Below are 21,797 nucleotides of genomic sequence, written 5' to 3' on the forward strand. Positions count from 1 at the left end.
GGGGTGCCCCTCCTCTCGGGTACGAATGGGTTTCACCCGGTGGTGGCCGACGAGGACGAGCTTAGGCGCATGGGGATCAAGATGGCGTAGCCGTACATCAGCAGTCCTAGAGCGATCATGAAGATGATGGTGGGCCACTGCCAGATCGGCGGGAGATGAAGGGCGAGGAACCATACGCGCTCCTCGATGCCGAAGATCTTCATGACCATGGGCACGAGTCCCTGGGGGAACAGGGGAAGCCAGGCGATGGTGTAGCTGATCATGACGCCGATGCGGTGGTGGATGGGGAGGTCCGCGGTGGTGGGTTTGTCGGCCTGGGGCGCCGGGCCGTGCTTCATGAGGTTGAGCAGCTCGATCCCGTGGCTCTCGAGCCTGCGGTAGGCGATCCTGCCGAGCCCCCAGGCGCTGAGGACGCCGGTCAGCACACCGGTGGCGATGCCGGCCCAGGGGTTGAGGAGAATGGCGCCGGCCGCGGGCAGGGCGATGGCGGGGACCGCGACGAGCACGAGCCAGGCGAGGCTGGTTTCGGCGGTTTCGTCGGCGCCGGTGCTGAGCGGGTTGCCGCCGCGTTTGTGAGGGTCGGTGCCGGGGACGAGCGAGGTGACGGCGAGCAGGACGATGATCCCGGCGCCGCCGCCGAGGAGGGCGGGGAGCAGACCGAGTACCCACGGCCAGGCCCAGGTCTCGCCGCTGACGAGGGTGCCGGCCAGGGTGAGGACGACGGCGGCCGGGCCGATGATGAGGAGCCAGGCCAGCTGGCGGCCGCGGACGTCGGCGCGTTCCGCACCGGGGGTCATGAGGGTGAGCCAGAGAGCGGTCCCGTCGGCGCCGTAGAGGTTGGCCGAGGACGCGGCGGCCATGACGATCGCGATGAGTCCCGTGAAGGGGACCATGATCCAAGCGTCGATGGTGACGAGCAGGAGAGGGGTGACGACGGCGTAGGAGAAGGCGAGGGCAAGGAGCTGGATGCGGACGAGATCGCGCCACCAGACACGCAGTTCCTTGGCGGCGGTGACGCGGGCGCCGCTGGTGGTGGGGAAGGGGCGGGGCGCGCCGCGGCGGGGCGGCACACCGCCGCGTGCGGCCGAGACGACGCGCCGCGACAGCAGGCCTGCCCAAGCAGCCAGGAGAAGGGCGATCACACCGGCGTTGGCGGCGAGGACGGCGAGGGCGAGAAGCCAGGGGGCTTCGATGGCGGCCACGCCCCATCCGGAGGGCAGGGCGCGGACGAGGACCTCAGACCAGGCGGTGGTGTCGGCGCCGCCCAGAGCCACGATGGGTGCCCAGCCGTTGCTGCACAGGGCGATGGCGGTGCCGATCACGATGCCGACGGCGGCCGCGGTGGCGCGGGATCTGACGAACAGGCCGATGAGCGCCACGATGACGCGGGAGATCATCACCATGGTGACGAGCGTGGTCACGGCCGCTGCCAGGCCGATGAGCACTCCGGCCGGACCGAAACGCCAGCCGTACACGGGCAGGGACAGCAGGGCGATGAGATTGACCGCGGGTGCGGGGCCGGCGAAGGCTCCGGCGAGCAGTGCCGTGGCGATCCGGCCTGGCGTGGCCGGGAGCATGGAGAAGTATTCGGGGCGGAGGGCCTCGTTGCCGCCCCCGACGAAGATGGGGCCGAAGATCCAGCCGGAGAGCCACGCGGCCAGGGTGAGGGGCAGGTAGGCGGGCCACAGGACGGCGACGGCGATCGTTCCGAAGGCCAGGATCAGCCCGGCCGAGACGCCGATGTAGAGGTTGGAGGCGTTGTCGCCGCGCAGGGAGTTGCGCATGAGCGTCAGCCGCATGCGGATCATGTGCTGTGCCAGGTCGGCCGGGCCGGGGGTCAGGAGGTGAGCCATGCCAGTCCCTCCGTTCCTCCGGTGCGGGCGCCGACGAGGTCGACGAAGGCGTCCTCCAGGGTTCCGGTGCCGCGTACGTCGGCCAGCGGCCCGGCGGCTACGAGGCGGCCGTCGGAGATGACGCCCACGTGGTCGCAGAGCTGCTCGACCAGGGCCATGACGTGACTGGAGATGATCACGGAGCCGCCGTTGCCTACGAACCTGCGCAGGATGGTCTTGATCGTGGCCGCGGAGACGGGGTCGACGGCCTCGAAGGGCTCGTCCAGGACGAGCAGGCGGGGCGCGTGCAGGAGGGCGACGGCCAGGCCGATCTTCTTGCGCATGCCGGTGGAGTATTCGATGACCAGGGTCCGCTCTGCGGAGTCGAGTTCGAGGATCTGGAGGAGTTCGTCGGTGCGCTCGGTGACGACGGCGGGCGGCAGGCCGCGCAGCAGGCCGAGGTAGGTGAGGACCTCGCGGCCGGTGAGCCGTTCCGGCATGGCGTTGCCGTCGGGCAGCACGCCGATCAGTCCCTTGGCCTGGACGGTGTCGCGCCAGACGTCGACGCCGAAGATCTTGGCGCTGCCGGCGTCGGGGCGGAGCAGGCCGACGGCCATGGCCAGGGTGGTGGTCTTGCCGGCGCCGTTGGGGCCGACCAGGCCGTAGAAGGATCCGGCGGGGACGGTGAGGTGGATGTCGTCGACGGCCACGTGGTCGCCGAAGGCTTTGCGGAGTCCGGCGGTGCGGAGGGCGGGCTCCCGGTGTGTTGGCATGTCTTGAGCATCGCGGGGGGGCGGGGGTGGCGGATCGTCCGGGCGGGGAGCGGGACGGTGGATTCCGGCATCAACCGATCGGTTGATGCCGGAAGATCGGCGGACGGTGGTCAGCGCCCCCGTGGAGGGGCGGTGGACTGCCGGTTCACCAGGGTGAGCGGCAGCAGGACGGACCGGGCCGGCCGGTTCGGGGCCCGCAAGCGCTCCAGGAGCAGGTGCGCGGCCTCGGCCCCGACCTCGTAGTGGGGGATGCGCACCGTCGTGAGCGGAGGGCTCAGCTTGTCGACGAAGGGCATGTCGTTGAAGCCGACCACGGAGACGTCGCCCGGGCACGACAGCCCGCGCTCCGCCAGGGCGTCGTAGCAGCCGAGCGCGAGGAGGTCGTTGCCCGCCAGGACGGCGGTGAACTCGACCCCGTCGTCGAGGAGCTCGGCGACCGCCTTCGCGCCGGCGGTCTCGGCCCACGCGGAGCAGAGCTTCAGGCGCGACGGGGAGTTCTCCAGCCCGTGGTCCTCCAGCGCCTGCCGGAAGGCGCGCAGGCGGTTCACCCCGGTGGAGAGGTCCTGGGGACCGGCGAGGTGGACGATCTTCCGATGACCGAGTTCGACGAGATGGCGCATCGCCATCGCGACGCCTCCGGCGTCGTCACCCGTCACCGAGGGGATATCGGACAGGGCGAGCCTGCGGTTCACCAGGACGGTGGGGGTGCCGCCGGCGGCCAGCCGCTCGAGGAGCGGGTGATGGAGGCGCGCCGTCGCGAAGACGAAACCTTCGACGCTCCTGTTCTGGAGGGACTCGACGACGGCCGTCTCGCGGTCGGGGTCGTTGTCGGTGTTGACGATCCAGGCGTTGTACCCGACGCCGCCGAGCACGTCCTCGACGCCCCTGACGATCGGCGGGAACAGGGGGTTGGTGAGGTCGGGGATGACCAGGCCGATGCTTGAGGAACGTGCCGTCTTGAGGCTGCGGGCGATGGGGTTCGGCTGGTAGCCGAGCGAGTCCGCGACCCGGTGCACCCGCTGCGCCGTCTCGTCGTTGACCAGGTGGCGCGTCTCGGGATTCAGCGCGCGGGAGGCCGTCGCCGGGTGGACGCCCGCCTCGCCGGCCACGTCCTTGAGCGTCGGCCGCCGTGCCGCTGAGGCGGCCTGGACGCCGGGCTCGGTGGCGGGGGACGGAGGCGTCACGGCGCGGCTCCCGGCAGGAAGCGCTCGTCCAGGAGCCCGGTGTCGCGCAGCAGGGCGCCGGCGAGGTCGGCCGAGCCGGCGTGGTGGCGCGTCCGCAGTGTCACCAGCGTGTCAAGCGACTCCCGGTCCACGCGGCCGCCGGCGACGAGTCCCTCCTCGGGGTCGGCGAGCAGCTCGACGTACCGCCGGACGTCGTCGTCGCCCAGCTTCAGGAGCCGCGCGGTGACCGACGACGCGAGTTCGTGGAGGCGCCCGGCGGCCAGCTGTCCCGCGGTGTCCACGATGACGCGGGTCAGCGCCGCGAGCGACTCCTCCTCGTGCCCCCCGGCGCTCGCGAGGACCGTCGCGACGTACGGGCCGAGCTCTCTGGCACGCGAGAGCCTGTGGCAGCCGGCCCCCTCGGCGCGAAGGTCGTTCCCCGCGTTGAGCACGGTCACCGCGCACCGCCCCTCGGCCAGCGCCTCGGCGCGCCGGGGGGTCGATCCGAGCGCGGTGATCTCGCAGTCGATCCCCGCCTTGACGCCCTGCCGCGCGAGCAGCTCGTAGGCCACGAAGGCGAAGCCCGAGGTGGGGACGTCGACGGCGAGGACACCCCCGCGCAGCGAGTCGACGTCCTTCACCCCGGGGGCGGTGAACAGCGACAACCCGAGGCCGCGGTCGACGGCGGCGAGAATCCTCAGGTCGGCGGTGCTTCTGAGGGGGTTGTCCGCGACGAACCGGTAGGCTAGGACGTTGTCCGGGCTGGTGATGGCCGCGTCGAGCTCGCCTGCGAGCAACGCGGCGAACTGCTCGGGGGAGCTGCGTGCGGGCACCTGGGTGATCGCGAGCCCGGCTGCGTCGAGTGCTCCGGTCGCCGCGGCGACGCCGAGCACCACGGATGGGCTGAACGTGCCGATCCGCAACGTACGCATGGTCCACCTCCTCTGGTGACAGGATAGAGCAAACGATTGCTGCGCAAGGATACGCGGCGCCGGGCGAATGAGGTCCATTCGCTTTCGGCTTTCGCATGCAATCGATTGCGTCATCATGCGGGCAGCTCGGGGCAGCCGGCCCGCGAGGTCTAAAGATCACGAATATGAATGATCGTCGGGTTTGAAAGCCCTTCATTTTTGAGATCCGGGATCCGGAGGCACCGGGCGGCGGAGTCGGCGGGCGAGAAGTTGTTGACGCCGTCGTAATCCTTAGGTAACGTGCCGCAAACGATTGCAGTGTGAATCGCGTCACAGCCCGTTCGCGCCGGCACGCAAGCGCCGCGCACTGGTTGAGCAAGGAGCTGAAATGGTGCACGTCGGGTCTCGCCAGACCGAACGTCCGGCCAAGGAGCACGCGAGTACCGTCGGATCCACGCTGATCGAGGCGACTGAGGTCAGTGCGGGATACGACAACCAGCGCGAACGCACGCGACTGATCGCGCTGCGCGACATCTCCCTCACGGTGACGCAGGGTGAGTTCCTGGCCATCGTCGGTCCGTCGGGGTGCGGCAAGACCACCCTGATCAACATGATCGCCGGATTCGTCAAACCCATCTCCGGCTCGGTCAAGGTGCGAGGCGTGGAGGTCGGCGGTCCCGGGGCCGACCGCGCGATGGTGTTCCAGGACTACGCCCTGCTGCCGTGGCGAACCGTCGAACGCAACGTGGAGTTCGCGATCGAGAACCGGCGAGGACACGTCCCCAAGCCCGAACGGCGGCGCCGCATCGCCGACGCCCTGAAGCTGGTGGGGCTGGCCGGATTCGAGAAGTCCTACCCGCACGAGCTCTCCGGCGGCATGCGCCAGCGGGTCGGCATCGCCAGGGCGCTCGTCGGCGAGCCCGAGATCCTGCTGATGGACGAACCGTTCGGCGCCGTCGACGCCATGACGCGCGAGGCCATGCAGGCCGAGCTGGAGAAGATCATCGCCGAGACGCGGCAGACCGTCGTGTTCATCACCCACTCGATCGACGAGGCCATCACGCTCGGCGACCGCATCGTCGTGGTGTCCAACCGCCCCGGAACGATCCGGGAGATCATCGACGTCGACCTGCCGCGCCCCCGGTTCGACGAGCGCAACGACATCAAGCGATCGGCCAGGTTCGGCGAGATCCGCAGCCATCTCTGGCAGCTTCTCGCGGACGAGGCGCTCGGCGCCAAATCGGGATCCGTCGCGCAGCAGGAGGTCGAGACCCGATGACGCACGCCGTTCCGGCCGGGCAGAGCACCCGGGGCACCGCCCAGATCGAGACGATCGCCGTCAACAGGTACGCGCGGTTCAGGAGCACGGCGATCACGATCGTCAACCTGTCGGTGTTCTTCCTGATCTGGGAACTCGTCGCGCGTGCCGAGCTGATCAACGCCCTGTTCTTCCCCAGGGCGTCGGCCATGTTCGAAGCCATCTACACCGGGTTCGCCGACGGAACGATCTGGCCCGAGCTGTCGCACAGCATCTCGAACTTCCTGATCGGGCTGGCCATCTCCATCGCCATCGGCATCCCCGTCGGCCTTCTGATGGGGGCGAGCAAGGTCGCGGACCTCATCCTGAGCCCCTATGTCTGGGCGATGGCGTCGCTGCCCAGGGTCGCCCTGATCCCGTTGCTGATCCTCATCATGGGATTCGACAACTCGATGCAGCTGACCATCATCGTCCTCTCGGCCGTCTTCCCGATCATGGTCAACTGCATGGCCGGCGTGAAGACCGTCGACCCCTCGCTGCTGCGCGCCGGGCGGGTGTTCGGGACCAGCCGCCTGCAGACGTATTCCAAGATCATCTTTCCGTTCACGCTGCCGTTCGTGATCTCGGGCGTGAACCAGGGGATCGCTCGAGGCCTCGTCGGGATGCTGATCGGCGAGCTTCTCGGCGGCGGCGGCAACGGCCTCGGCTTCCTGCTCGACCGGGCCGGCGACCAGTTCGACGCGCCGATGCTGTACGCGGTCCTGATCCTCCTCGCCATCATGTCCGTCGGTCTCATCCAGTCCATGCGCTGGCTGGAGCAACGCGCCGCGCCGTGGCGGGACACCTCGCGCGCGTGACCACGTCCTCGGATTCCTCGACGATGTCGCCCCCCTCGACCCAGATCTCGCCACAGGCAGAGCAGGAGTCAAGCTCATGAACGGATTCACCCGGTGCCTCGGAACGATCGGCGTGTCACTCCTCTTCGCGGGCTCGCTGGCCGGATGCGGTGGCTCCGGCGACAGCGCCGGCACCGCCGCCGGCGGCGGTGCCGGCAACGCGCCCATGGACGCCGTCAAGGCCAACGTGCCCAAGAGCGAGACCGACGTCAGCGGGACGATCGACAAGAGCAAGGTCAAGAAGAGCCTCGTGGTCGGGGTGGACAACCCGTACTACCTCTTCCACCACGACATCGAGGTCGCGCTCGTCAAGGGCTACTTCAAGGAGTTCGGCATCGACTCCGTCGAGATCAAGACGATCGAGGACCCGCTGCCGCCGCTCATCGGCGGCTCGCTCGACCTGGCCCTGTACGACACCGACACGGCGATCACCGCGGCCAAGAAGAGCGGCCAGGGCCTGCGGTTCCTCTCGGTCTACCTCGGTGGCGAGGCGAACATCCTGGGGGTGGGCAAGGGGATCACCTCGGGGGCCGACCTGAAGGGCAAGACCATCACCGGCGGCCAGTTCGGCAGCCGCAACGACGCGATCATCCGTCAGCTGCTCCGGGACAACGGCGTCGAACCCGACAGGGACGTCAAGATCGTCAGCACCGGCGGCCAGTCGAACGAGCGGCTGCAGTCGGTGATCGCCGGCACCGTCGACGGCGCCAGCATCCAGTTGCGCCACCGCACGGTGCTGGAGAAGGCGGGCGGCAAGGTCCTGTTCCAGGAGACCCGCGAAGTGCCGCAGAGCGGCTGGTCGGCGAACAAACTCCTCCAGGAGAGCCCCGAAACCGTGACCGCGTTCCTCGCCGCCACCCTGAAGGCGCGTCAGTTCATCACCGACCAGGCCAACAAGGACGAAGTGCTCACCATCATGCGCGACAGGAAGTTCGACATCCCGGCCGAGTACGCGGACGCGTACGGGGCGGAGAACGCGCCGGACTACCACGTGAGCGACGGCGGATTCAAGCCGGCGGACATGGACAAGTTCATCGGTGACCAGATCGCCTACAAGACGGTGCCCGAGGGGACGGACTGGCGCGAGTTCACCTACCTCCTCCCGCTCTGGCGCGCGCAGAAGGCTCTGGGCCTTCCGCTCAACCCCGCGCTCGCGGACATGTGACCCGATGCGCGTGGAAACCGCCGAGGCGAAGGGCCTGCGACTGCTCGCGCATCACGATCTCGACGGCAGGGGCGACGGGATGCAGGTGATGCGTCACGAGAACACCCTGTACGTCGGCCATGCGGGGACGTCGAGGGCGGGAACCTCGATCCTCGACGTCTCGGACCCCCGGCGCCCGAAGCTGGTGGATCAGTGGCCGGCGCCGGACAACACGCACACGCACAAGGTGCAGGTCGCCGACGGCCTGCTGCTGGTCAACCACGAGCGTTTTCCGTACCGGCCCACCGCCCCGCTGGGACCGCACTCGGCGGGCCTGGCGATATACGACCTCGCCGATCCGCCGGCGCCGAGACGGATCGCGTTCTGGGAGTCCTCCGGCAAGGGCGTTCACCGGATCGTGTGGGAGGGCGGGCGGTTCGCCCACGTCTCCGTCACGCCGGAGGGCTTCACCGACCGGATCTGGATGATCCTCGACCTGTCGGACCCGTACCACCCGGTGGAGGCGGGCCGGTGGTGGTGGCCCGGCCAGTGGGAGGCCGGAGGCGAGCGGCCGGACTGGCCGGCCGGGCGACGGCACGCGGCGCATCACGCGCTGCTCGACGGAGACATCGCCTACCTCGGCTACGACGACGCGAATCTCGTGGTCCTCGACATCGCGGACCCCTCCCGCCCCCGGGCGATCGGGTTCTGCCGATGGGAGGGCGGCGCCACGCACACGTGCCTCCCGCTGCCCGGCCGTGACCTGCTCGTCGTCACCGACGAGCAGCAGCAGGACGGACCGCGCGCGCCGGCCCGGCGCATCCACCTGATCGACGTCGGTGATCCGGCGAACCCGCGCTATCTGGCGGCCCTCCCGGAGCCGGAGGGCGACTTCGGCGCGCTGCCCATGCGGTACGGGCCGCACTGCCTGCACGAGAATCGCGCGGGGTCGTTCCAGAGCGGGCGCCTGGTCTTCGCGACGTACTTCAGCGCGGGGGTCCGGGTCTACGACCTGGAGGATTCCGGCCGTCCACGCGAGATCGCGCACTGGGTCTCGCGGACGCCGCCCGGTCAGGCCGCCCCACAGGCGAACGACCTGTTCGTCGATCGCGACGGCCTCGTCTGGGTGACCGACCGCACGAACGGAGGGCTGTTCGTCCTGGAGCCCGAGGGCGAACTCGCCGCTTTGATGTAAATGTGTGCTTTGGGGCCGTCTGCCTTGGGGCCGTCTCCATGGCGACGAGACACCCAGCTCGTTCCATCACCGAAACGAGCGACCACCCCTTCCCACCCGAGGCCTGCCCCCGGTCTTCTCGATCCTCCAGGCCTGGATTGTGGAGGACCGAGGTTCCCCGGGTCGGGCGGAGCGAGGCGTGAAGCAGTCGGCAGGCCGGTGACTTTGCGGAATCGAGCACGTGCTTTTGGTGACGTAGTTTAACCTTTACCTATGGTGGCTACAGTAAAGGTTATGGAGTACGGCAAGAGAACACGTGTCAGGCGTGAGGGACCGGCGCGCATTTCCAGCAAGAACCAAGTGACTCTGCCGGCCGCCGTGCTGCGCAAGCTCGGGCTTCGCGCGGGAGACCCGATCGACATAACCGAGGAAGGCGGCCAGATCGTCATCCGGCGGCATCGCAGCCGCTTCGACGGTGTCATCGGCACGGTCCCCGGCTTCACCGAAGCCGTGGACGTCGAGGCAAGCCGCGAAAGCTGGAGCTGACGGCGTGCCGACGGTGATACTCGACACCAACATCATCTCCAGTCTCCTCAATCCCGACGACGCGCTCCACCTTGACGCCTTCGCCGCGGTCCGCCGCTGGGAGGACCAGGCGGCGTCCTTCGCCATTTCTGTGATCACGTGGAGCGAGCTACGGGTTGGTGCGGTCCGCAGGGGAGCCGAGGCCGAGAAGGCGCTCGCGGAGTTCCGTACCGCCGCCCTCGATCGGATCGTCGGGGTGGACGAGGCGACGGCCGAGAGCGCGGCCCAGCTCAGAGCCGGAGATCTGACCGTTCGGATGCCGGATGCCCTCATCATCGCGACCGCACGTGAGGTGGGGGCCGCAGCGCTGCTCACCGCGGATCGGAAGTTCCCGGGCGTCGCGCCGGAACTCGTCGAGCTGGTCCGTCCGAGCTGATCCGCGGGATCGGGGTCCCGGGACTGTCCGGCTGAGAACCAGCGCCAACGACTGAGCCGCAGATCAGAAGGTGTTTCGGTCGGCGAGGTTGGTTCCGGGTGGTCCATCCGCGCTTGCGTCAAAGGTGCGCTAAGAGCCCTTTACGTCTTCGGCCAGACCTCGGTTGCGGAGGTGGGCCAGAGAGCCGACGTACTTGAGCATCAGGCGGGCGAACTCCAGGCGGTCGTGGTCCGACCAGTCGGCGGTGATGTATTCGAACGCCGAGCGCTGGTGGCGACGGAAGCGGGCCATGAGCTCGGCGCCTTCCGGGCTGAGCTGCAGGACGGTGCGGCGGCCGTCCTGCTGGGAGGCGGCGCGGATCAGGTAGCCGGCCTTGATGTTGTCGGTGACCATTCGGCTGGCCACCGAAGGATCCACGGCCAGGAATTCGGCCACCGCCCCGACAGTGATCTCCTTGCCGGAGTCCTGGGTGTGCTCCAGGACGATGTTGAGCACGAGGGTCCGGCTCAGGTCCTTGGCCGAGATCGGGTTTTCGACCTCCAGCAATGAGGTGCGGCGCAGCTTGGAGAACGCGGAGCCCACGGCGTCCAGCAGCTCGTCGGCCGTTCGTGGCTCGCTCGTCGTCATGTGCCCATCGTATATCCGTGAACCTCCGAAGACATGTGTTGACGCGAAAATACATGCATGACAGCATGCATATGCATAACACCATGAACGGAGAAGATCATGACTATCCTCATCACCGGTGCCCGCGGCAGGGTCGGTCAAGCGGTCATTTACCGCCTCCACTCCGCAGGTATCTCCGTCCGCGCCGCCAGCGCCAATCCCGCTGAACTGACCGTCCCCGCCGGTGTCGAAGTCGCCGAGCTCGGGCTCAACCGGCCGGAGACCTTCGAAGCCGTGCTCCGCGGCGTCCGCCAGGTGTTCCTCTACCCCGAGCCCGACGGCATCGACGCCTTCATCAAGACCGCCGAGGCCGCGGGCGTCGAGCACGTCGTTCTGCTGTCCTCCTCCTCGGTCCTCGACCCCGGCGCCGAGACCGACCCGCTGGCCTCACACAGCCTTAAGGTCGAGCAGGCCCTCGCCTCCTCCGATCTCACCTGCACGTTCCTGCGCCCGGACGCCTTCGCCAGCAACGCGCTCGGCTGGGCCTACTTCATCGGCCAGAATCTGCCGATCCAGCTCGCCTACCCGGACGCGGACATCACGCCCATCCACTCCGAGGACCTCGCGGACATCGCCGTCGAGGCCCTGAGCGGCGGTTCCCTCAAGGGCCGCTCGATCACCCTCACCGGCGCGCAGTCGCTCACCTTCCGCGAGCAGCTCGCCGTTCTGTCCGAGGTCCTCGAGCGCGACATCCTCGTCGTGAAGATCACTCACGCCGAGGCCGAGCAGCAGATGAGCCAGTACATGCCCGCCCCGATGGCCGCTTCCCTGCTTGCCCTCTGGTCCGCCGCGTCCGCTCGCCCCGCCGCCATCGCCGACACCACCCAGACCCTTCTCGGCAAGCCCGCCCGCAGCTTCCAGCAGTGGGCACGTGAGAACGCCGCCGCCTTCACCCAGCGCTGACCTCGCCGGTCCTCCGTTCAGGCGGCGCCCCTTCCTTCCCTTAAGGCCTCCCCATGTCCACCCTCCTGGCTCCCGTGCCGCCGCATTCCGCCGATCACAGACGCTGGGCCGTCCTTGCCGTCGTCCTCTTCGCCGCAATCGTCGACCTTCTCGATGCGACGATCACCAACATCGCCGCCCCGACCATCGCCGCCGACCTGCGCGGCGGAGACGCCCTCGTCCAGTGGCTCGGCGCGAGCTACTCCCTGGCCATGGGCGTCCTACTCGTGGTCGGCGGACGGCTCGGCGACAGGTTCGGGCGTCGCCGCCTGTTCCTGATCGGAATCACCGGCTTCACCCTCGCGTCCATCGCCTGCGGCCTGGCCTTCGACCCCGCGTCCATCGCCTGCGGCCTGGCCTTCGACCCCGCGTCCATCGCCTGCGGCCTGGCCTTTGACCCCGCGTCCATCATCGCCTTCCGGCTGCTTCAGGGAGCCTTCGGCGCCCTGCTGATCCCGCAGGGCTTCGGCATCCTCGGCGCGGTATTCCCCCGCGACGAGATCGGCAAAGCATTCGGCGTCTTCGTCCCCGCCCTGGGCCTGTCCGCCATCGGCGGCCCTATCCTCGCCGGATTGCTTATCGACGCCAATCTGTTCGGCCTCGGCTGGCGCTCCATGTTCCTGATCAACATCGCGCTCGGCGGCTTCGCGATCGGCCTGGCCGCCCGGCTCCTGCCCCATGACACCGGCGACCGGACGGTCACCGTCGACGGCCTCGGCTCCGGCCTGCTCGCAGCCACGATGATCGGCCTCCTGTACGGCCTGGTCGAGGGCTCCAGCCATGGCTGGACGCTGCGCCCGATCCTCTCCCTGGCGGTCGGCGCGGGCCTCTTCGCCCTGTTCTGCCTGCGTCAGCGCGCCGCGGTCAGCCCACTCATCGAGCCCTCGCTGCTGACGAACCGAGGCTTCACCTCCGGCCTGCTCCTCGGACTGGTCTTTAACGCGGCAGTCTCCGGCCTGCTGTTCGTCCTGTCCCTCTTCCTGCAGGACGTGCTGCACCGCACGCCGACGCAGGCATCTCTCGGCCTCGCGCCGATCGCGGCAGGCATCATCGTCTCCTCGATCACCGTGCACAACCTCATCGCTCGTATGGGCCGCACCCTGATTCTGATCGGCCTGACCCTCACCCTGACCGGCACCCTCTCACTGCTCGCACTGGTGCAGACCCAGGGATCCGACCTGGCCGGCTGGGCGCTCATCCTGCCGGTGTTCGTCATCGGCCTGGGCCTGGGCACATGCTTCGGCACCATCTACGAGGTCACCCTGGGTGACCTCGACCCGAAGGAGTCCGGCAGCGCCAGCGGCTCGCTGTCGGCCACCCAGCAATTGGCCAACAGCGTCGGCGCCGCGGCCATCACCACCATCTACCTCCACACCTCCGGCGGCACCGCCCTCAGCCTGGCCGCCGTCGCCGCCGGCGTGTTCGTCTGCTGCGGCCTCGTCCGGCTCATGCCACGCAAAGCCCAACCTCGACTTCACTGAGGAGCACCGATCATGAAACCCATCGGTTACTGGCTCAACCGCACCGACGAAGCCCTCACCCATCACATGAACGGCATGCTGAACGAGTTCGGCCTCACCCGGATCGCCTGGCAGGTCCTCAACGTCGTCGAAGACACCCCTCAGGTCTCGGACACCGACGTCCTATCGGTCCTCGCGGCCAACGCCGATGTCCCCACCCTGACCGCCGTCATCGAAACCGTGCTCGCCGACGGTTGGGTGACCCGCCCCACATCGGACCGGCTCACCCTCACCTCCGACGGACGTCGGCGTCTGGCCAAGGTCGCCGAACGCGTCAACGCGTTTCGTGAGCTGTCGATGTCTGGCATATCCATGAACGAGTACCTCACGGCCGTCGGCGTCCTCGAACGCATGACCCACAACATCGAGGCCCGCCGGACAGGAATCGAACGATGAAGGCCGCCCACACCACGACGGGCTCCGCACGGTCCTGATCAGCCGTACGGCCGCGAGGCGTCGAAGGGAAGGGTGAGCAGGCCGGGCGGGAACCGGTGCAGGGAGCGGCAGCCGGTGTCGGTGACCACGACCATCTCACCGGTCTGCACGCCGGCGGAGAGATCGGGGGTGCAGACGTTGGGCTGCACCACGAGCGTCGTCCCCGCGCGCAGCGGCTCGGCGTGCAGGCCGCGCGGGGTGAGGTCGCGCCCGCTCAGAACGGGAGGCAGGTATCCACCGCCGAGTCCATGGAGGAGATCGTCGACGGTCGACAGCCCTTCGGCCCGGACATGACGCAGGCTCGCCAGCAGCTCGGCGGGCGGGACCCCGGCGCGCAGGCGGCCCATGACCTCGTCACGGACCGTCTCGGCGACCGCGTGCAGCCGCCGGTACAGCGCGGGGGGCTCGGCGCCGACCACCGCGGTGCGCAGCAGTTGGGCGGGGTGGTCCTGTCCCCAGCCCGCACTGAGCTCGAACACCACGACGGACCCGGGCCGCGTTACGCGCTCGCCCGGCCACTGGGCCGGGACGCAGCGGTCGGGCGCGCTCATCGACGTCGTCGTGACGTAGCAGATGTGGTGCGTGCCCCCCTCCGCGCGGTAGGCGTGCTCCGCGGCGGCGACCATCTCCCGCTCGCTCGCCCCCTGTCCGGCGGCGTCGAGCAGGGCCGCCGCGCCCAGGTCGGTCAGCGCCGCAGCGTGCTCCAGCCACCGCAGTTCCTCGTCGGATTTGACCATGCGCAGGCGGGTGTAGTGCTCGTCCAGCGTCACGACGGCGCTCGCCCACCCGCCGACGGCGTCCCGCACCCTGGCCGGGACCGGGCCGACGAGGCCGACCCGGCACGCGGGGCCGAGCCGCCGCAGAGCCCGCACCGCCGCGTGCGCCGGGTCGTCGCCGATCGGGCCGGCCTCGTCGCCGAGGTCCGCGGCGAGAACGGTGCGCCGGGCGTCGGGCACGTGGTTGTGGAATCCGACGAGCAGATGTCCCGCCCCGTCCGCCGGGAGCACGAAGAGCGCCTCCCGGGTGACCGGCCAGGTGGTGAGCCAGGGGATGGCACTACCGGTCCGGTTCGCGCCGTACGCGAGGACGACGTCCGCGCCGTGCGCCGTGGCGGCGGCCCGCATGAGCGCACGTCTGGAATGCAGTTCCCCGGTGCTGAACGGAGCGGGGGCGACGAGTGGCGATCTGAAGAGCGGCGTTGACATGACTCTTATGATCGAACAGTATGCAACCGATTGCAATGAGAGGAGTAGATCATGGACGAGCTCGTCGCCTCGGCGGTCTCGCACTGGGCTCCGAGGTTCACGACGAACGGGGTCGCGGTCGCGGACTTCGAGCGCGTGACGTCCGGTCTGAAGGACTGGGACGGCTGGTGCTCCGCGTGGTCGCAGGTGGGGGCGGAGTACGAGGCTCTCGGTGCCGAGGCCGTGGAGGAGGGCCGCCTCCGCTCGGCGGGACAGCATTACGTCCAGGCCGCCGTCTGCCATCACTTCGGCAAGTTCCTCTTCGTCCAGGACCCGGTCCGGATGCGCGAGGCGCACCTGGCCGCGGTGCGATGCCTCGACGCCGCGCTCCCGCACCTCGACCCGCCGGGGCGGCGCGTCGAGATCCCGTTCGACGGATCACGTCTCGTCGGCGTGCTCCGTCTGCCCCGCGGCCCCGGCCCGCACCCGGTGACGGTCATGATCCCGGGCCTGGACTCCGCGAAGGAGGAGTTCCGCTCGACCGAGGCCCTCTTCCTCGAACGGGGCGTCGGAACCTTCAGCGTCGACGGTCCCGGACAGGGCGAAGCCGAGTACGACCTGGCGATTCGCGGTGACTGGGAGGTCCCGGGCGGCGCGATCCTCGACGCCGTCTCGGCGGAGCCGGACGTCGATCCGGACCGGCTCGCGGTCTGGGGGGTCAGCCTCGGCGGCTACTACGCCCCTCGCGTCGCCAGTGGCGACGGCCGGGTGCGCGCCTGTGTCGCGCTCGCCGGACCCTACGACTTCGGCGAGTGCTGGGAGCGGCTGCCGGCCCTCACCCGGGCGGCGTTCCGCGCCCGGTCCAGGGCGGAGAGCGACGGGCACGCGCGCGAGATCGCGCACACGCTCAGCCTCACGGGGCGGACCGCCTCCATCACCTGCCCGCTGCTCGTGGTCACCGGCAGGCGCGACCGGCTCATCCCGTGGCAGCACGCCGTCCGCCTCGCCGAGGAGGCGAAGGGGGAGACCCGGCTGCTGCTCCTCGACGAGGGCAACCACGGGTGCATGAACGTCGCCGCGCGGCACCGCCAGAAGACGGCGGACTGGGTGGCGACCCAGCTCGGAGCGGGTGAGTGAACCTTGACACCCGACAGGTGCCTCAGTAAATTCATGGCAATCGATTGCAAGGAGTCCGCATGAGCCTTGAACCACTCCCGCCGCCGCGCGTCGGGTGGATCGGAGCGGGCCGGATGGGAGCGGCCATGGCACGGCGGCTCGCGCGGGCCGGCGTCGACGTGGCGGTGTGGAACCGGACGCGATCGAAGGCCGAGGAACTCGTGGCCGACGGCGCGTCGGTGGCCGAGTCGATCGGCGACCTCGCCGACCGCGACGTGGTCTTCACGATGGTGTCCTCCTCGGAGGACCTTGAGCAGGTGCTGGTCGGCGAAGGCGGCCTCCTCACCGCCGGCGGCCCCGTTCCCCCGATCGTCGTCGACTGCTCCACGGTGTCGGCGGAGACCTCCGCGGAGATGCGAGCGGCCGTCAACCGGCACGGGGCCGAGTTCCTCGCCTCCCCGGTGAGCGGCAACGGCAAGGTCGTGGCGTCGGGGAAGCTCAGCTTCGTCGTCTCCGGTCCCGAGGAGGTCTACGACAAGGTCGCGCCGCTGCTCGGCGCGATCGGCCGTTCGGCCTCCTACGTGGGGGAGGGGGAGACGGCCAGGCTGGTGAAGATCTGCCACAACCTGCTGCTCGGCGTCGTGGCCCAGTCGCTCGCCGAGGTCACGGTGCTCGCGGAGAAGGGCGGCGTCTCACGGGCGGCCTTCCTCGCCTTCCTCAACGACAGCGTCATGGGCTCCACGTTCACCCGCTACAAGACACCGGCGTTCGTGAAGCTCGACTACACCCCCACCTTCACCCCCGTCCTGCTGCGCAAGGACTTCGACCTCGGGCTCAAGGCCGCCCGCGAGCTGGGCGTGGCGATGCCCGTGGCGGCCCTGACGCAGCAACTGGTGCAGGCCACCATCGGAGGCGGCCGGAGCGAGGAGGACTTCTCCGTCCTGCTCGACCAGATGGCCGCCGCCGCGGGCCTGGAGCTGAAACCCGAAGCCGCCGAGGTCGACGACGGCCTCGGCGCGGGCAAGTGAGCCGGGCACGTGAGCCGGGCGAGTGAGGAGACGCGATGAGCAGCACCACAGGACCGCTCGTGCCGGCCCCCGGACGGATGGGCGTCGACTTCGAACAGCGGGTCGACTTCGGCCGGCTCCGTGACCACCGCCTGTCCCGTGCGCGCGCCGCGCTGGACGCCTCCGAGCTCGGCGCGCTGCTCGTGTTCGACATCAACAACATCCGCTACATCACCTCGACGATGATCGGGGAGTGGGCGCGCGACAAGATGGCCCGATACGCGCTGCTGCCCCGTGAGGCCGAACCGGTCCTGTGGGACTTCGGCTCTGCGGCCAGACACCACCAGCTGTACGCGCCCTGGCTGCGGATGGAGAACTCACGTGCGGGGATGCTCGGCCTGCGCGGCTCCGTCGCACCGGAGGCGGGCCTGTTCGAGCGGGCCGCCCGCGAGATCAAGGGCGTGCTGGAGGACGCGGGCGTCGCCCATCTGCCCGTCGGCGTCGACGTCGTCGAACCGCCGATGCTCTTCGAGCTGCAACGCCTCGGCCTCGACGTGCGCGACGGCCAGCAGGTGATGCTCGACGCGCGCCAGATCAAGTCCGCCGACGAGATCGCGCTGCTGTCCACGGCGGCCGCGATGGTCGACGGCACCTACCAGACGATCGTCGACGCGCTCAAACCCGGCATCCGGGAGAACGAGGTCGTCGCGCTGGCGAACAAGCGCCTGTACGACATGGGTTCCGACGACGTGGAGGCCGTCAACGCGGTCTCGGGCGAGCGTTGCAGCCCCCACCCGCACAACTTCACCGACCGCATCATCCGGCCGGGGGACCAGGTCTACTTCGACATCATCCAGTCGTTCAACGGCTACCGGACCTGCTACTACCGGACCTTCGCCGTCGGCCGATCCACTCCCGCCCAGCGCGACGCCTACAAGCGGGCGCGCGAGTGGATCGACATCGCGATCTCCACGGTGAAACCCGGTGTCGGAACCGACGAGATCGCGCGGCTGTGGCCGCGCGCCGAGGACTTCGGGTTCGAGGACGAGATGTCGGCCTTCGGCCTGCAGTTCGGCCACGGTCTCGGCCTCGCGCTGCACGAGCGGCCGATCATCAGCCGTCTGAACTCGCTGGAGAACCCGGTCGAGCTCCAGGCGGGCATGGTCTTCGCCCTGGAGACCTACTGCCCGGCCTCCGACGGTTACTCCGCGGCACGGATCGAGGAGGAAGTCGTCGTCACGGAGGACGGCCCGCGGGTCATCACTCTCTTCCCGGCAGAGGAGCTGTTCGTTGCCAACCCCTACTGATCTAGGACTGCCCGAGACGCCCGCCTTCCGGCACGAGGTCGACGCGGAGACCGAACTCGAGCTCTACCGGTCCATGGAACGGCTGCGCAGGTTCGAGAAGCGCGCCTACGACCTGTTCCTGCAAAGCCTGGTCAAAGGCACCAGCCACCTGTCGCTGGGACAGGAGGCGATCGCGGCGGCGTTCGGGGCGAGCATGCGCCCCGACGACTGGACGTTCGCGACCTACCGCGGGCACGCGCACACCCTCGCCCGGGGGGTCGCGATGGAGCCCATCATGGCCGAGCTGCTCGGGCGATCCACCGGCCTGATGGCCGGCAAGGGCGGCTCGATGCACCTGACCAGCGTCGAACACGGCGTCATGGGCTCCTACGCCATCATCGGCGCGCACCTGACCATCGCCAACGGCGCCGCCTGGTCGGCGAAGCTGCGCGGCACCGACCAGGTCGCCGTCTGCTTCTTCGGCGACGGCACGACCAACATCGGGGCGTTCCACGAGGCCCTCAACCTCGCGGCGACCTGGAAGCTCCCGGTCGTCTTCGTCTGCGAGAACAACCAGTGGATGGAGTACACCCCGATCGGCAGCGTCACCGCCGTACCCCGCCCGGCCGCCGACCGCGCGGCGGCGTACGGCCTGGAGCCGGTCGTCGTCGACGGCAACGACGCGACCGCGATGTACGCGGCCGCGCGCGACGCCCTCCGGCACGCGCGCTCGGGGCACGGGCCGGTGCTGATCGAGGCGCTGACCTACCGGCACGGCGGGCACTCACGGGCGGATCCCGCGAAGTACCGCCCCGCCGAAGAGGTCGAGCCGTGGCTCCTGCGGGATCCGCTCGTGACCTACCGGGCGCACCTGCTGCGCAAGGGCGTGGAGGAGGGAGTGCTGAAAGGGATCGACGAAGACGTCCTGCGCGAGGTGGACGACGCCACCGAGGCGGCGAGGAACGCGCCGGAGCCGGACCTGACCCTCATCGAGCGTGACGTATGGGCTGACGGGAGCTCGGCATGGCGCAACTGACCCCTCTCCTCGACCGTGACACCCGCGCCGAAGGGAACCCGGCATGACGCTGATGACCTACCGCGACGCCGTGGCACGGGGCATCGCACAAGAACTCGAACGCGACGACAGGGTGGTCTTCCTCGGCGAGGACGTCGGCGCGGCGGGCGGCGTGTTCAAGGCGACCGGAGGACTGCTCGAAAGATTCGGGCCGCTGCGCGTCGCCGACACGCCCATCTCCGAACAGGCCATCCTCGGCGCCGCGATGGGCGCGGCGATGACCGGGCTGCGCCCGATCGCCGAGATCATGTTCTCCGACTTCCTCGCCGTGTGCTGGGACCTGGTCGCGAACGAGATCGCCAAGACCCGCTACATGACCAATGGGCAGATCTCGCTCCCGCTGGTCATCCGGACCGGAAACGGCGGCGGGCTGCGGTTCGGCGCCCAGCATTCGCAGAGCCTCGAGAACTGGGCCATGGCCGTGCCCGGCCTGAAGGTGGTGGCCCCGTCCACGCCCGAGGACGTCGTCGGCCTGCTCGCGGCCGCGGTGCGTGACCCCGACCCCGTGATGTTCTTCGAGCACAAGGGGCTGTACCCCACGAAGGGGGAGGTCCCCGACGGGGAGATCGTCGACACCCTGGGCACCGCGAAGGTGCGGCGGCGGGGAACCGACTGCACGATCCTCGCGCTGGCCGCGATGGTGCCCCGGGCGCTGAAGGCCGCCGACGCGCTCGCCGCGGCGGGCGTCAACGCGACGGTCGTGGACGTCCGCTCCCTGGTCCCGCTCGACACCGCGACGATCCTCGACGCCGTCGCCCGGACCGGGCAGCTGTTCACCGTGGAGGAGAACCCCCGGCTGTGCGGCTGGGGCGCCGAGATCGTCTCGGTCGTCGTCGAGGAGATCTGGGACGACCTCGACGGACCTCCGATCCGGATCACCACCCCGCACGTCCCGCTCCCGTCCTCGGACACGCTTGAGGACGCCACGATCCCCTCGGTCACGCGCATCGTGGACACCGTACGGAAGGTGATGGAGTGATGAGCGCCGAGGCGCTCGCCCTCGCCCCCACGGACCTGCTGGTCGGCGGCCGGTGGCGGCCGGCGAGCGCCGGTTCGGTGATGGACGTGCACGACCCGGCCACCACCGAGGTCCTCGCCCAGGTCGCCGACGGCGGGGTGGAGGACGCGACGGCCGCCGTTGCCGCCGCCGCGGACGCCGGTCCCGCCTGGGCCGCCACCCCGCCCCGCCTGCGGGCGGAGGTGCTCAGGCGGGCGTTCACGCTGATGACCGAACGCGCGGAGCCGCTCGCCGCGTTGGTCGTGCTGGAGAACGGCAAGGCGCTGCCGGACGCGCGGGGAGAGATCGCCTACGCCGCGGAGTTCTTCCGGTGGTACGCGGAGGAGGCCGTGCGCGCGACGGGCTCCCTCTCCACGGCCCCGGCGGGGGCCAACCGCATCCTCGTGCTGCACCAGCCGGTGGGCGTGTGCGTCCTCGTCACCCCGTGGAACTTCCCCGCCGCGATGGCGACCCGCAAGATCGCACCGGCTCTCGCCGCCGGGTGCTCCATGGTGCTCAAGCCCGCCGGCGACACGCCCCTGACCGCGCTCGCGATCGGCGCGATCCTCGCGGAGGCCGGGGTGCCCGACGGCGTCGTCAACATCGTGCCGTCACGGCGCTCCGGGGCGGTGGTGTCGGCGATGCTGCACGACCCCAGGGTGCGCAAGCTCTCCTTCACCGGAAGCACCGAGGTGGGCCGGGTCCTGCTGCGCGAGGCGGCGGACCGCGTGGTGAACACGTCCATGGAGCTGGGCGGCAACGCGCCGTTCCTCGTGCTCGACGACGCGGACGTGGAGGCGGCCGTCGCCGGCGCGATGCTCGCCAAGATGCGCAACGGCGGCGAGGCGTGCACCGCGGCCAACCGCTTCTACGTCCACCGCCGGGTCGCCGGGGAGTTCTCGAAGGGGCTCGCCGCCGCGATGGACGCCCTCGTCGTCGGGCCGGGGCTCGAACCCGGAACGCAGGTCGGACCGCTGGTCAACCAGGCCGCCGTCGACAAGGTGAGCGCACTGGTCGAGGGCGCGGTCGACGACGGCGCCCGGCTGCTGGCCGGAGGCGGTCCGGTGGACCGGCGAGGGTGGTTCTACCGGCCCACCGTCCTCGGCGACGTCGACCCCTCCTCGGCGATCCTCCGGGAGGAGATCTTCGGGCCGGTCGCCCCGATCGTGGTCTTCGACGACCTCGACGAGGCCGTCCGGCTCGCCAATGACACCGAGTACGGCCTGGTGTCGTACGTCTACACCGGCGACCTGGCGCGCGGGCTGCGGGTGGGCGAGGCGCTCGAGGCGGGAATGATCGGCTTGAACCGGGGCGTGGTGAGCGACCCCGCGGCGCCGTTCGGCGGGGTGAAGCAGAGCGGCATCGGCCGCGAGGGCGGCCACGACGGCCTGCTCGACTACCTGGAGTCCAAGTACGTGGCGGTGCGGTGGTGAACCGCCACCATGGGCCGCCGACGC

General features: G+C 69.9%; 21 protein-coding genes. 15 read left to right on the top strand and 6 right to left on the bottom strand.

The window, feature by feature from the left end; genetic code table 11:
* Positions 1-32: 32 nt before the first annotated feature.
* From J2853_RS08045 to J2853_RS08060, 4 genes are all read right to left on the bottom strand, one after another.
* Positions 33-1,853, bottom strand: a complete 1,821-nt coding sequence (locus tag J2853_RS08045; RefSeq protein WP_307556336.1) for a hypothetical protein — start codon at positions 1,851-1,853, stop codon at positions 33-35.
* Positions 1,838-2,605, bottom strand: a complete 768-nt coding sequence (locus J2853_RS08050) for an ABC transporter ATP-binding protein (protein ID WP_307556337.1) — start codon at positions 2,603-2,605, stop codon at positions 1,838-1,840. Before J2853_RS08050 ends, J2853_RS08045 begins: the two co-directional genes overlap by 16 nt.
* 110 nt (positions 2,606-2,715) lie before the next feature.
* A complete protein-coding gene (locus J2853_RS08055) occupies positions 2,716-3,789 on the bottom strand; it encodes a LacI family DNA-binding transcriptional regulator (RefSeq protein ID WP_307556338.1) in 1,074 nt (357 codons plus the stop codon).
* The gene (locus J2853_RS08060) at positions 3,786-4,700 is read right to left on the bottom strand and encodes a PhnD/SsuA/transferrin family substrate-binding protein (RefSeq protein ID WP_307556339.1); all 915 of its coding nucleotides are present in this window, start codon (positions 4,698-4,700) and stop codon (positions 3,786-3,788) included. The genes J2853_RS08055 and J2853_RS08060 overlap by 4 nt, the downstream gene beginning before the upstream one ends.
* Positions 4,701-5,067: 367 nt before the next feature.
* On the opposite strand from J2853_RS08060, the gene J2853_RS08065 reads away from it, so the two are divergent.
* The 6 genes from J2853_RS08065 to J2853_RS08090 all read left to right on the top strand — a co-directional run bounded on the left by J2853_RS08065 (position 5,068) and on the right by J2853_RS08090 (position 10,112).
* Entirely contained in the window at positions 5,068-5,958 is an 891-nt protein-coding gene (locus J2853_RS08065; RefSeq protein ID WP_307556340.1) for an ABC transporter ATP-binding protein, read from the top strand.
* Entirely contained in the window at positions 5,955-6,794 is an 840-nt protein-coding gene (locus J2853_RS08070; RefSeq protein ID WP_307556341.1) for an ABC transporter permease, read from the top strand. The genes J2853_RS08065 and J2853_RS08070 overlap by 4 nt, the downstream gene beginning before the upstream one ends.
* A 76-nt stretch (positions 6,795-6,870) precedes the next feature.
* Positions 6,871-7,998, top strand: coding sequence for an ABC transporter substrate-binding protein (locus tag J2853_RS08075; RefSeq protein WP_307556342.1), 1,128 nt, complete (start codon positions 6,871-6,873; stop codon positions 7,996-7,998).
* 4 nt (positions 7,999-8,002) lie between these two features.
* Positions 8,003-9,172: an LVIVD repeat-containing protein gene (locus J2853_RS08080; RefSeq protein ID WP_307556343.1), complete on the top strand. Its 1,170-nt coding sequence runs from the start codon at positions 8,003-8,005 to the stop codon at positions 9,170-9,172.
* A gap of 273 nt (positions 9,173-9,445) precedes the next feature.
* Positions 9,446-9,697 (top strand): AbrB/MazE/SpoVT family DNA-binding domain-containing protein, encoded by a 252-nt coding sequence (locus J2853_RS08085; RefSeq protein ID WP_307556344.1) that lies wholly within the window; start codon positions 9,446-9,448, stop codon positions 9,695-9,697.
* 4 nt (positions 9,698-9,701) lie between these two features.
* Positions 9,702-10,112 (top strand): type II toxin-antitoxin system VapC family toxin, encoded by a 411-nt coding sequence (locus tag J2853_RS08090; protein ID WP_307556345.1) that lies wholly within the window; start codon positions 9,702-9,704, stop codon positions 10,110-10,112.
* A gap of 129 nt (positions 10,113-10,241) precedes the next feature.
* Here J2853_RS08090 and J2853_RS08095 read toward each other — a convergent pair whose 3' ends face one another.
* On the bottom strand, positions 10,242-10,739 hold the full coding sequence (locus tag J2853_RS08095) for a MarR family winged helix-turn-helix transcriptional regulator (RefSeq protein WP_307556346.1): 498 nt from the start codon (positions 10,737-10,739) through the stop codon (positions 10,242-10,244).
* A gap of 99 nt (positions 10,740-10,838) precedes the next feature.
* Between J2853_RS08095 and J2853_RS08100 the strand changes: the two genes are divergently transcribed.
* Genes J2853_RS08100 through J2853_RS08110 form a run of 3 tightly spaced genes read left to right on the top strand, consistent with a single transcriptional unit; the run spans position 10,839 to position 13,636 of the window.
* Positions 10,839-11,681: an NAD(P)H-binding protein gene (locus J2853_RS08100; RefSeq protein WP_307556347.1), complete on the top strand. Its 843-nt coding sequence runs from the start codon at positions 10,839-10,841 to the stop codon at positions 11,679-11,681.
* 53 nt (positions 11,682-11,734) lie between these two features.
* Positions 11,735-13,201: an MFS transporter gene (locus tag J2853_RS08105; protein ID WP_307556348.1), complete on the top strand. Its 1,467-nt coding sequence runs from the start codon at positions 11,735-11,737 to the stop codon at positions 13,199-13,201.
* Positions 13,202-13,213: 12 nt separating this feature from the next.
* A complete protein-coding gene (locus J2853_RS08110) occupies positions 13,214-13,636 on the top strand; it encodes a MarR family winged helix-turn-helix transcriptional regulator (protein ID WP_307556349.1) in 423 nt (140 codons plus the stop codon).
* 38 nt (positions 13,637-13,674) lie between these two features.
* On the opposite strand, the gene J2853_RS08115 is transcribed toward J2853_RS08110, so the two are convergent.
* Entirely contained in the window at positions 13,675-14,880 is a 1,206-nt protein-coding gene (locus J2853_RS08115) for a M24 family metallopeptidase (protein ID WP_307556350.1), read from the bottom strand.
* Between the two features lie 51 nt (positions 14,881-14,931).
* Here J2853_RS08115 and J2853_RS08120 point away from each other — a divergent pair, with 51 nt between their 5' ends.
* From J2853_RS08120 to J2853_RS08145, 6 genes are read left to right on the top strand one after another with little or no spacing between them, the layout of a single operon-like run.
* Positions 14,932-15,996, top strand: coding sequence for an alpha/beta hydrolase family protein (locus tag J2853_RS08120; RefSeq protein WP_307556351.1), 1,065 nt, complete (start codon positions 14,932-14,934; stop codon positions 15,994-15,996).
* A 59-nt stretch (positions 15,997-16,055) separates the two neighbouring features.
* Positions 16,056-17,003, top strand: a complete 948-nt coding sequence (locus tag J2853_RS08125) for an NAD(P)-dependent oxidoreductase (RefSeq protein WP_307556352.1) — start codon at positions 16,056-16,058, stop codon at positions 17,001-17,003.
* A 35-nt stretch (positions 17,004-17,038) separates the two neighbouring features.
* Complete coding sequence (locus J2853_RS08130) at positions 17,039-18,289, top strand: M24 family metallopeptidase (protein ID WP_307556353.1); 1,251 nt, start codon at positions 17,039-17,041, stop codon at positions 18,287-18,289.
* Positions 18,273-19,304 carry a thiamine pyrophosphate-dependent dehydrogenase E1 component subunit alpha gene (locus tag J2853_RS08135; RefSeq protein ID WP_307556354.1) on the top strand — a complete coding sequence of 344 codons (1,032 nt, stop codon included), beginning with the start codon at positions 18,273-18,275 and terminating at the stop codon, positions 19,302-19,304. The genes J2853_RS08130 and J2853_RS08135 overlap by 17 nt, the downstream gene beginning before the upstream one ends.
* 43 nt (positions 19,305-19,347) lie before the next feature.
* A complete protein-coding gene (locus tag J2853_RS08140; protein ID WP_307556355.1) occupies positions 19,348-20,322 on the top strand; it encodes an alpha-ketoacid dehydrogenase subunit beta in 975 nt (324 codons plus the stop codon).
* A complete protein-coding gene (locus tag J2853_RS08145) occupies positions 20,322-21,773 on the top strand; it encodes an NAD-dependent succinate-semialdehyde dehydrogenase (protein ID WP_307556356.1) in 1,452 nt (483 codons plus the stop codon). The genes J2853_RS08140 and J2853_RS08145 overlap by 1 nt, the downstream gene beginning before the upstream one ends.
* Positions 21,774-21,797: the final 24 nt, after the last annotated feature.

Origin of the sequence: Streptosporangium lutulentum (assembly GCF_030811455.1) — a bacterium.
Lineage (GTDB): Bacteria > Actinomycetota > Actinomycetes > Streptosporangiales > Streptosporangiaceae > Streptosporangium > Streptosporangium lutulentum.

Excerpts from the sequence above, each read along its gene's own strand:
- J2853_RS08110 (WP_307556349.1), top strand. The coding sequence starts at position 13,214 with ATGAAACCCATCGGTTACTGGCTCAACCGCACCGACGAAGCCCTCACC.
- J2853_RS08145 (WP_307556356.1), top strand. The coding sequence starts at position 20,322 with ATGAGCGCCGAGGCGCTCGCCCTCGCCCCCACGGACCTGCTGGTCGGC.
- J2853_RS08065 (WP_307556340.1), top strand. The coding sequence starts at position 5,068 with ATGGTGCACGTCGGGTCTCGCCAGACCGAACGTCCGGCCAAGGAGCAC.
- J2853_RS08140 (WP_307556355.1), top strand. The coding sequence starts at position 19,348 with ATGACGCTGATGACCTACCGCGACGCCGTGGCACGGGGCATCGCACAA.
- J2853_RS08075 (WP_307556342.1), top strand. The coding sequence starts at position 6,871 with ATGAACGGATTCACCCGGTGCCTCGGAACGATCGGCGTGTCACTCCTC.
- J2853_RS08050 (WP_307556337.1), bottom strand. The coding sequence starts at position 2,605 with ATGCCAACACACCGGGAGCCCGCCCTCCGCACCGCCGGACTCCGCAAA.
- J2853_RS08095 (WP_307556346.1), bottom strand. The coding sequence starts at position 10,739 with ATGACGACGAGCGAGCCACGAACGGCCGACGAGCTGCTGGACGCCGTG.
- J2853_RS08100 (WP_307556347.1), top strand. The coding sequence starts at position 10,839 with ATGACTATCCTCATCACCGGTGCCCGCGGCAGGGTCGGTCAAGCGGTC.
- J2853_RS08120 (WP_307556351.1), top strand. The coding sequence starts at position 14,932 with ATGGACGAGCTCGTCGCCTCGGCGGTCTCGCACTGGGCTCCGAGGTTC.
- J2853_RS08070 (WP_307556341.1), top strand. The coding sequence starts at position 5,955 with ATGACGCACGCCGTTCCGGCCGGGCAGAGCACCCGGGGCACCGCCCAG.
- J2853_RS08125 (WP_307556352.1), top strand. The coding sequence starts at position 16,056 with ATGAGCCTTGAACCACTCCCGCCGCCGCGCGTCGGGTGGATCGGAGCG.
- J2853_RS08080 (WP_307556343.1), top strand. The coding sequence starts at position 8,003 with ATGCGCGTGGAAACCGCCGAGGCGAAGGGCCTGCGACTGCTCGCGCAT.
- J2853_RS08105 (WP_307556348.1), top strand. The coding sequence starts at position 11,735 with ATGTCCACCCTCCTGGCTCCCGTGCCGCCGCATTCCGCCGATCACAGA.
- J2853_RS08060 (WP_307556339.1), bottom strand. The coding sequence starts at position 4,700 with ATGCGTACGTTGCGGATCGGCACGTTCAGCCCATCCGTGGTGCTCGGC.
- J2853_RS08045 (WP_307556336.1), bottom strand. The coding sequence starts at position 1,853 with ATGGCTCACCTCCTGACCCCCGGCCCGGCCGACCTGGCACAGCACATG.
- J2853_RS08085 (WP_307556344.1), top strand. The coding sequence starts at position 9,446 with ATGGAGTACGGCAAGAGAACACGTGTCAGGCGTGAGGGACCGGCGCGC.
- J2853_RS08130 (WP_307556353.1), top strand. The coding sequence starts at position 17,039 with ATGAGCAGCACCACAGGACCGCTCGTGCCGGCCCCCGGACGGATGGGC.
- J2853_RS08115 (WP_307556350.1), bottom strand. The coding sequence starts at position 14,880 with ATGTCAACGCCGCTCTTCAGATCGCCACTCGTCGCCCCCGCTCCGTTC.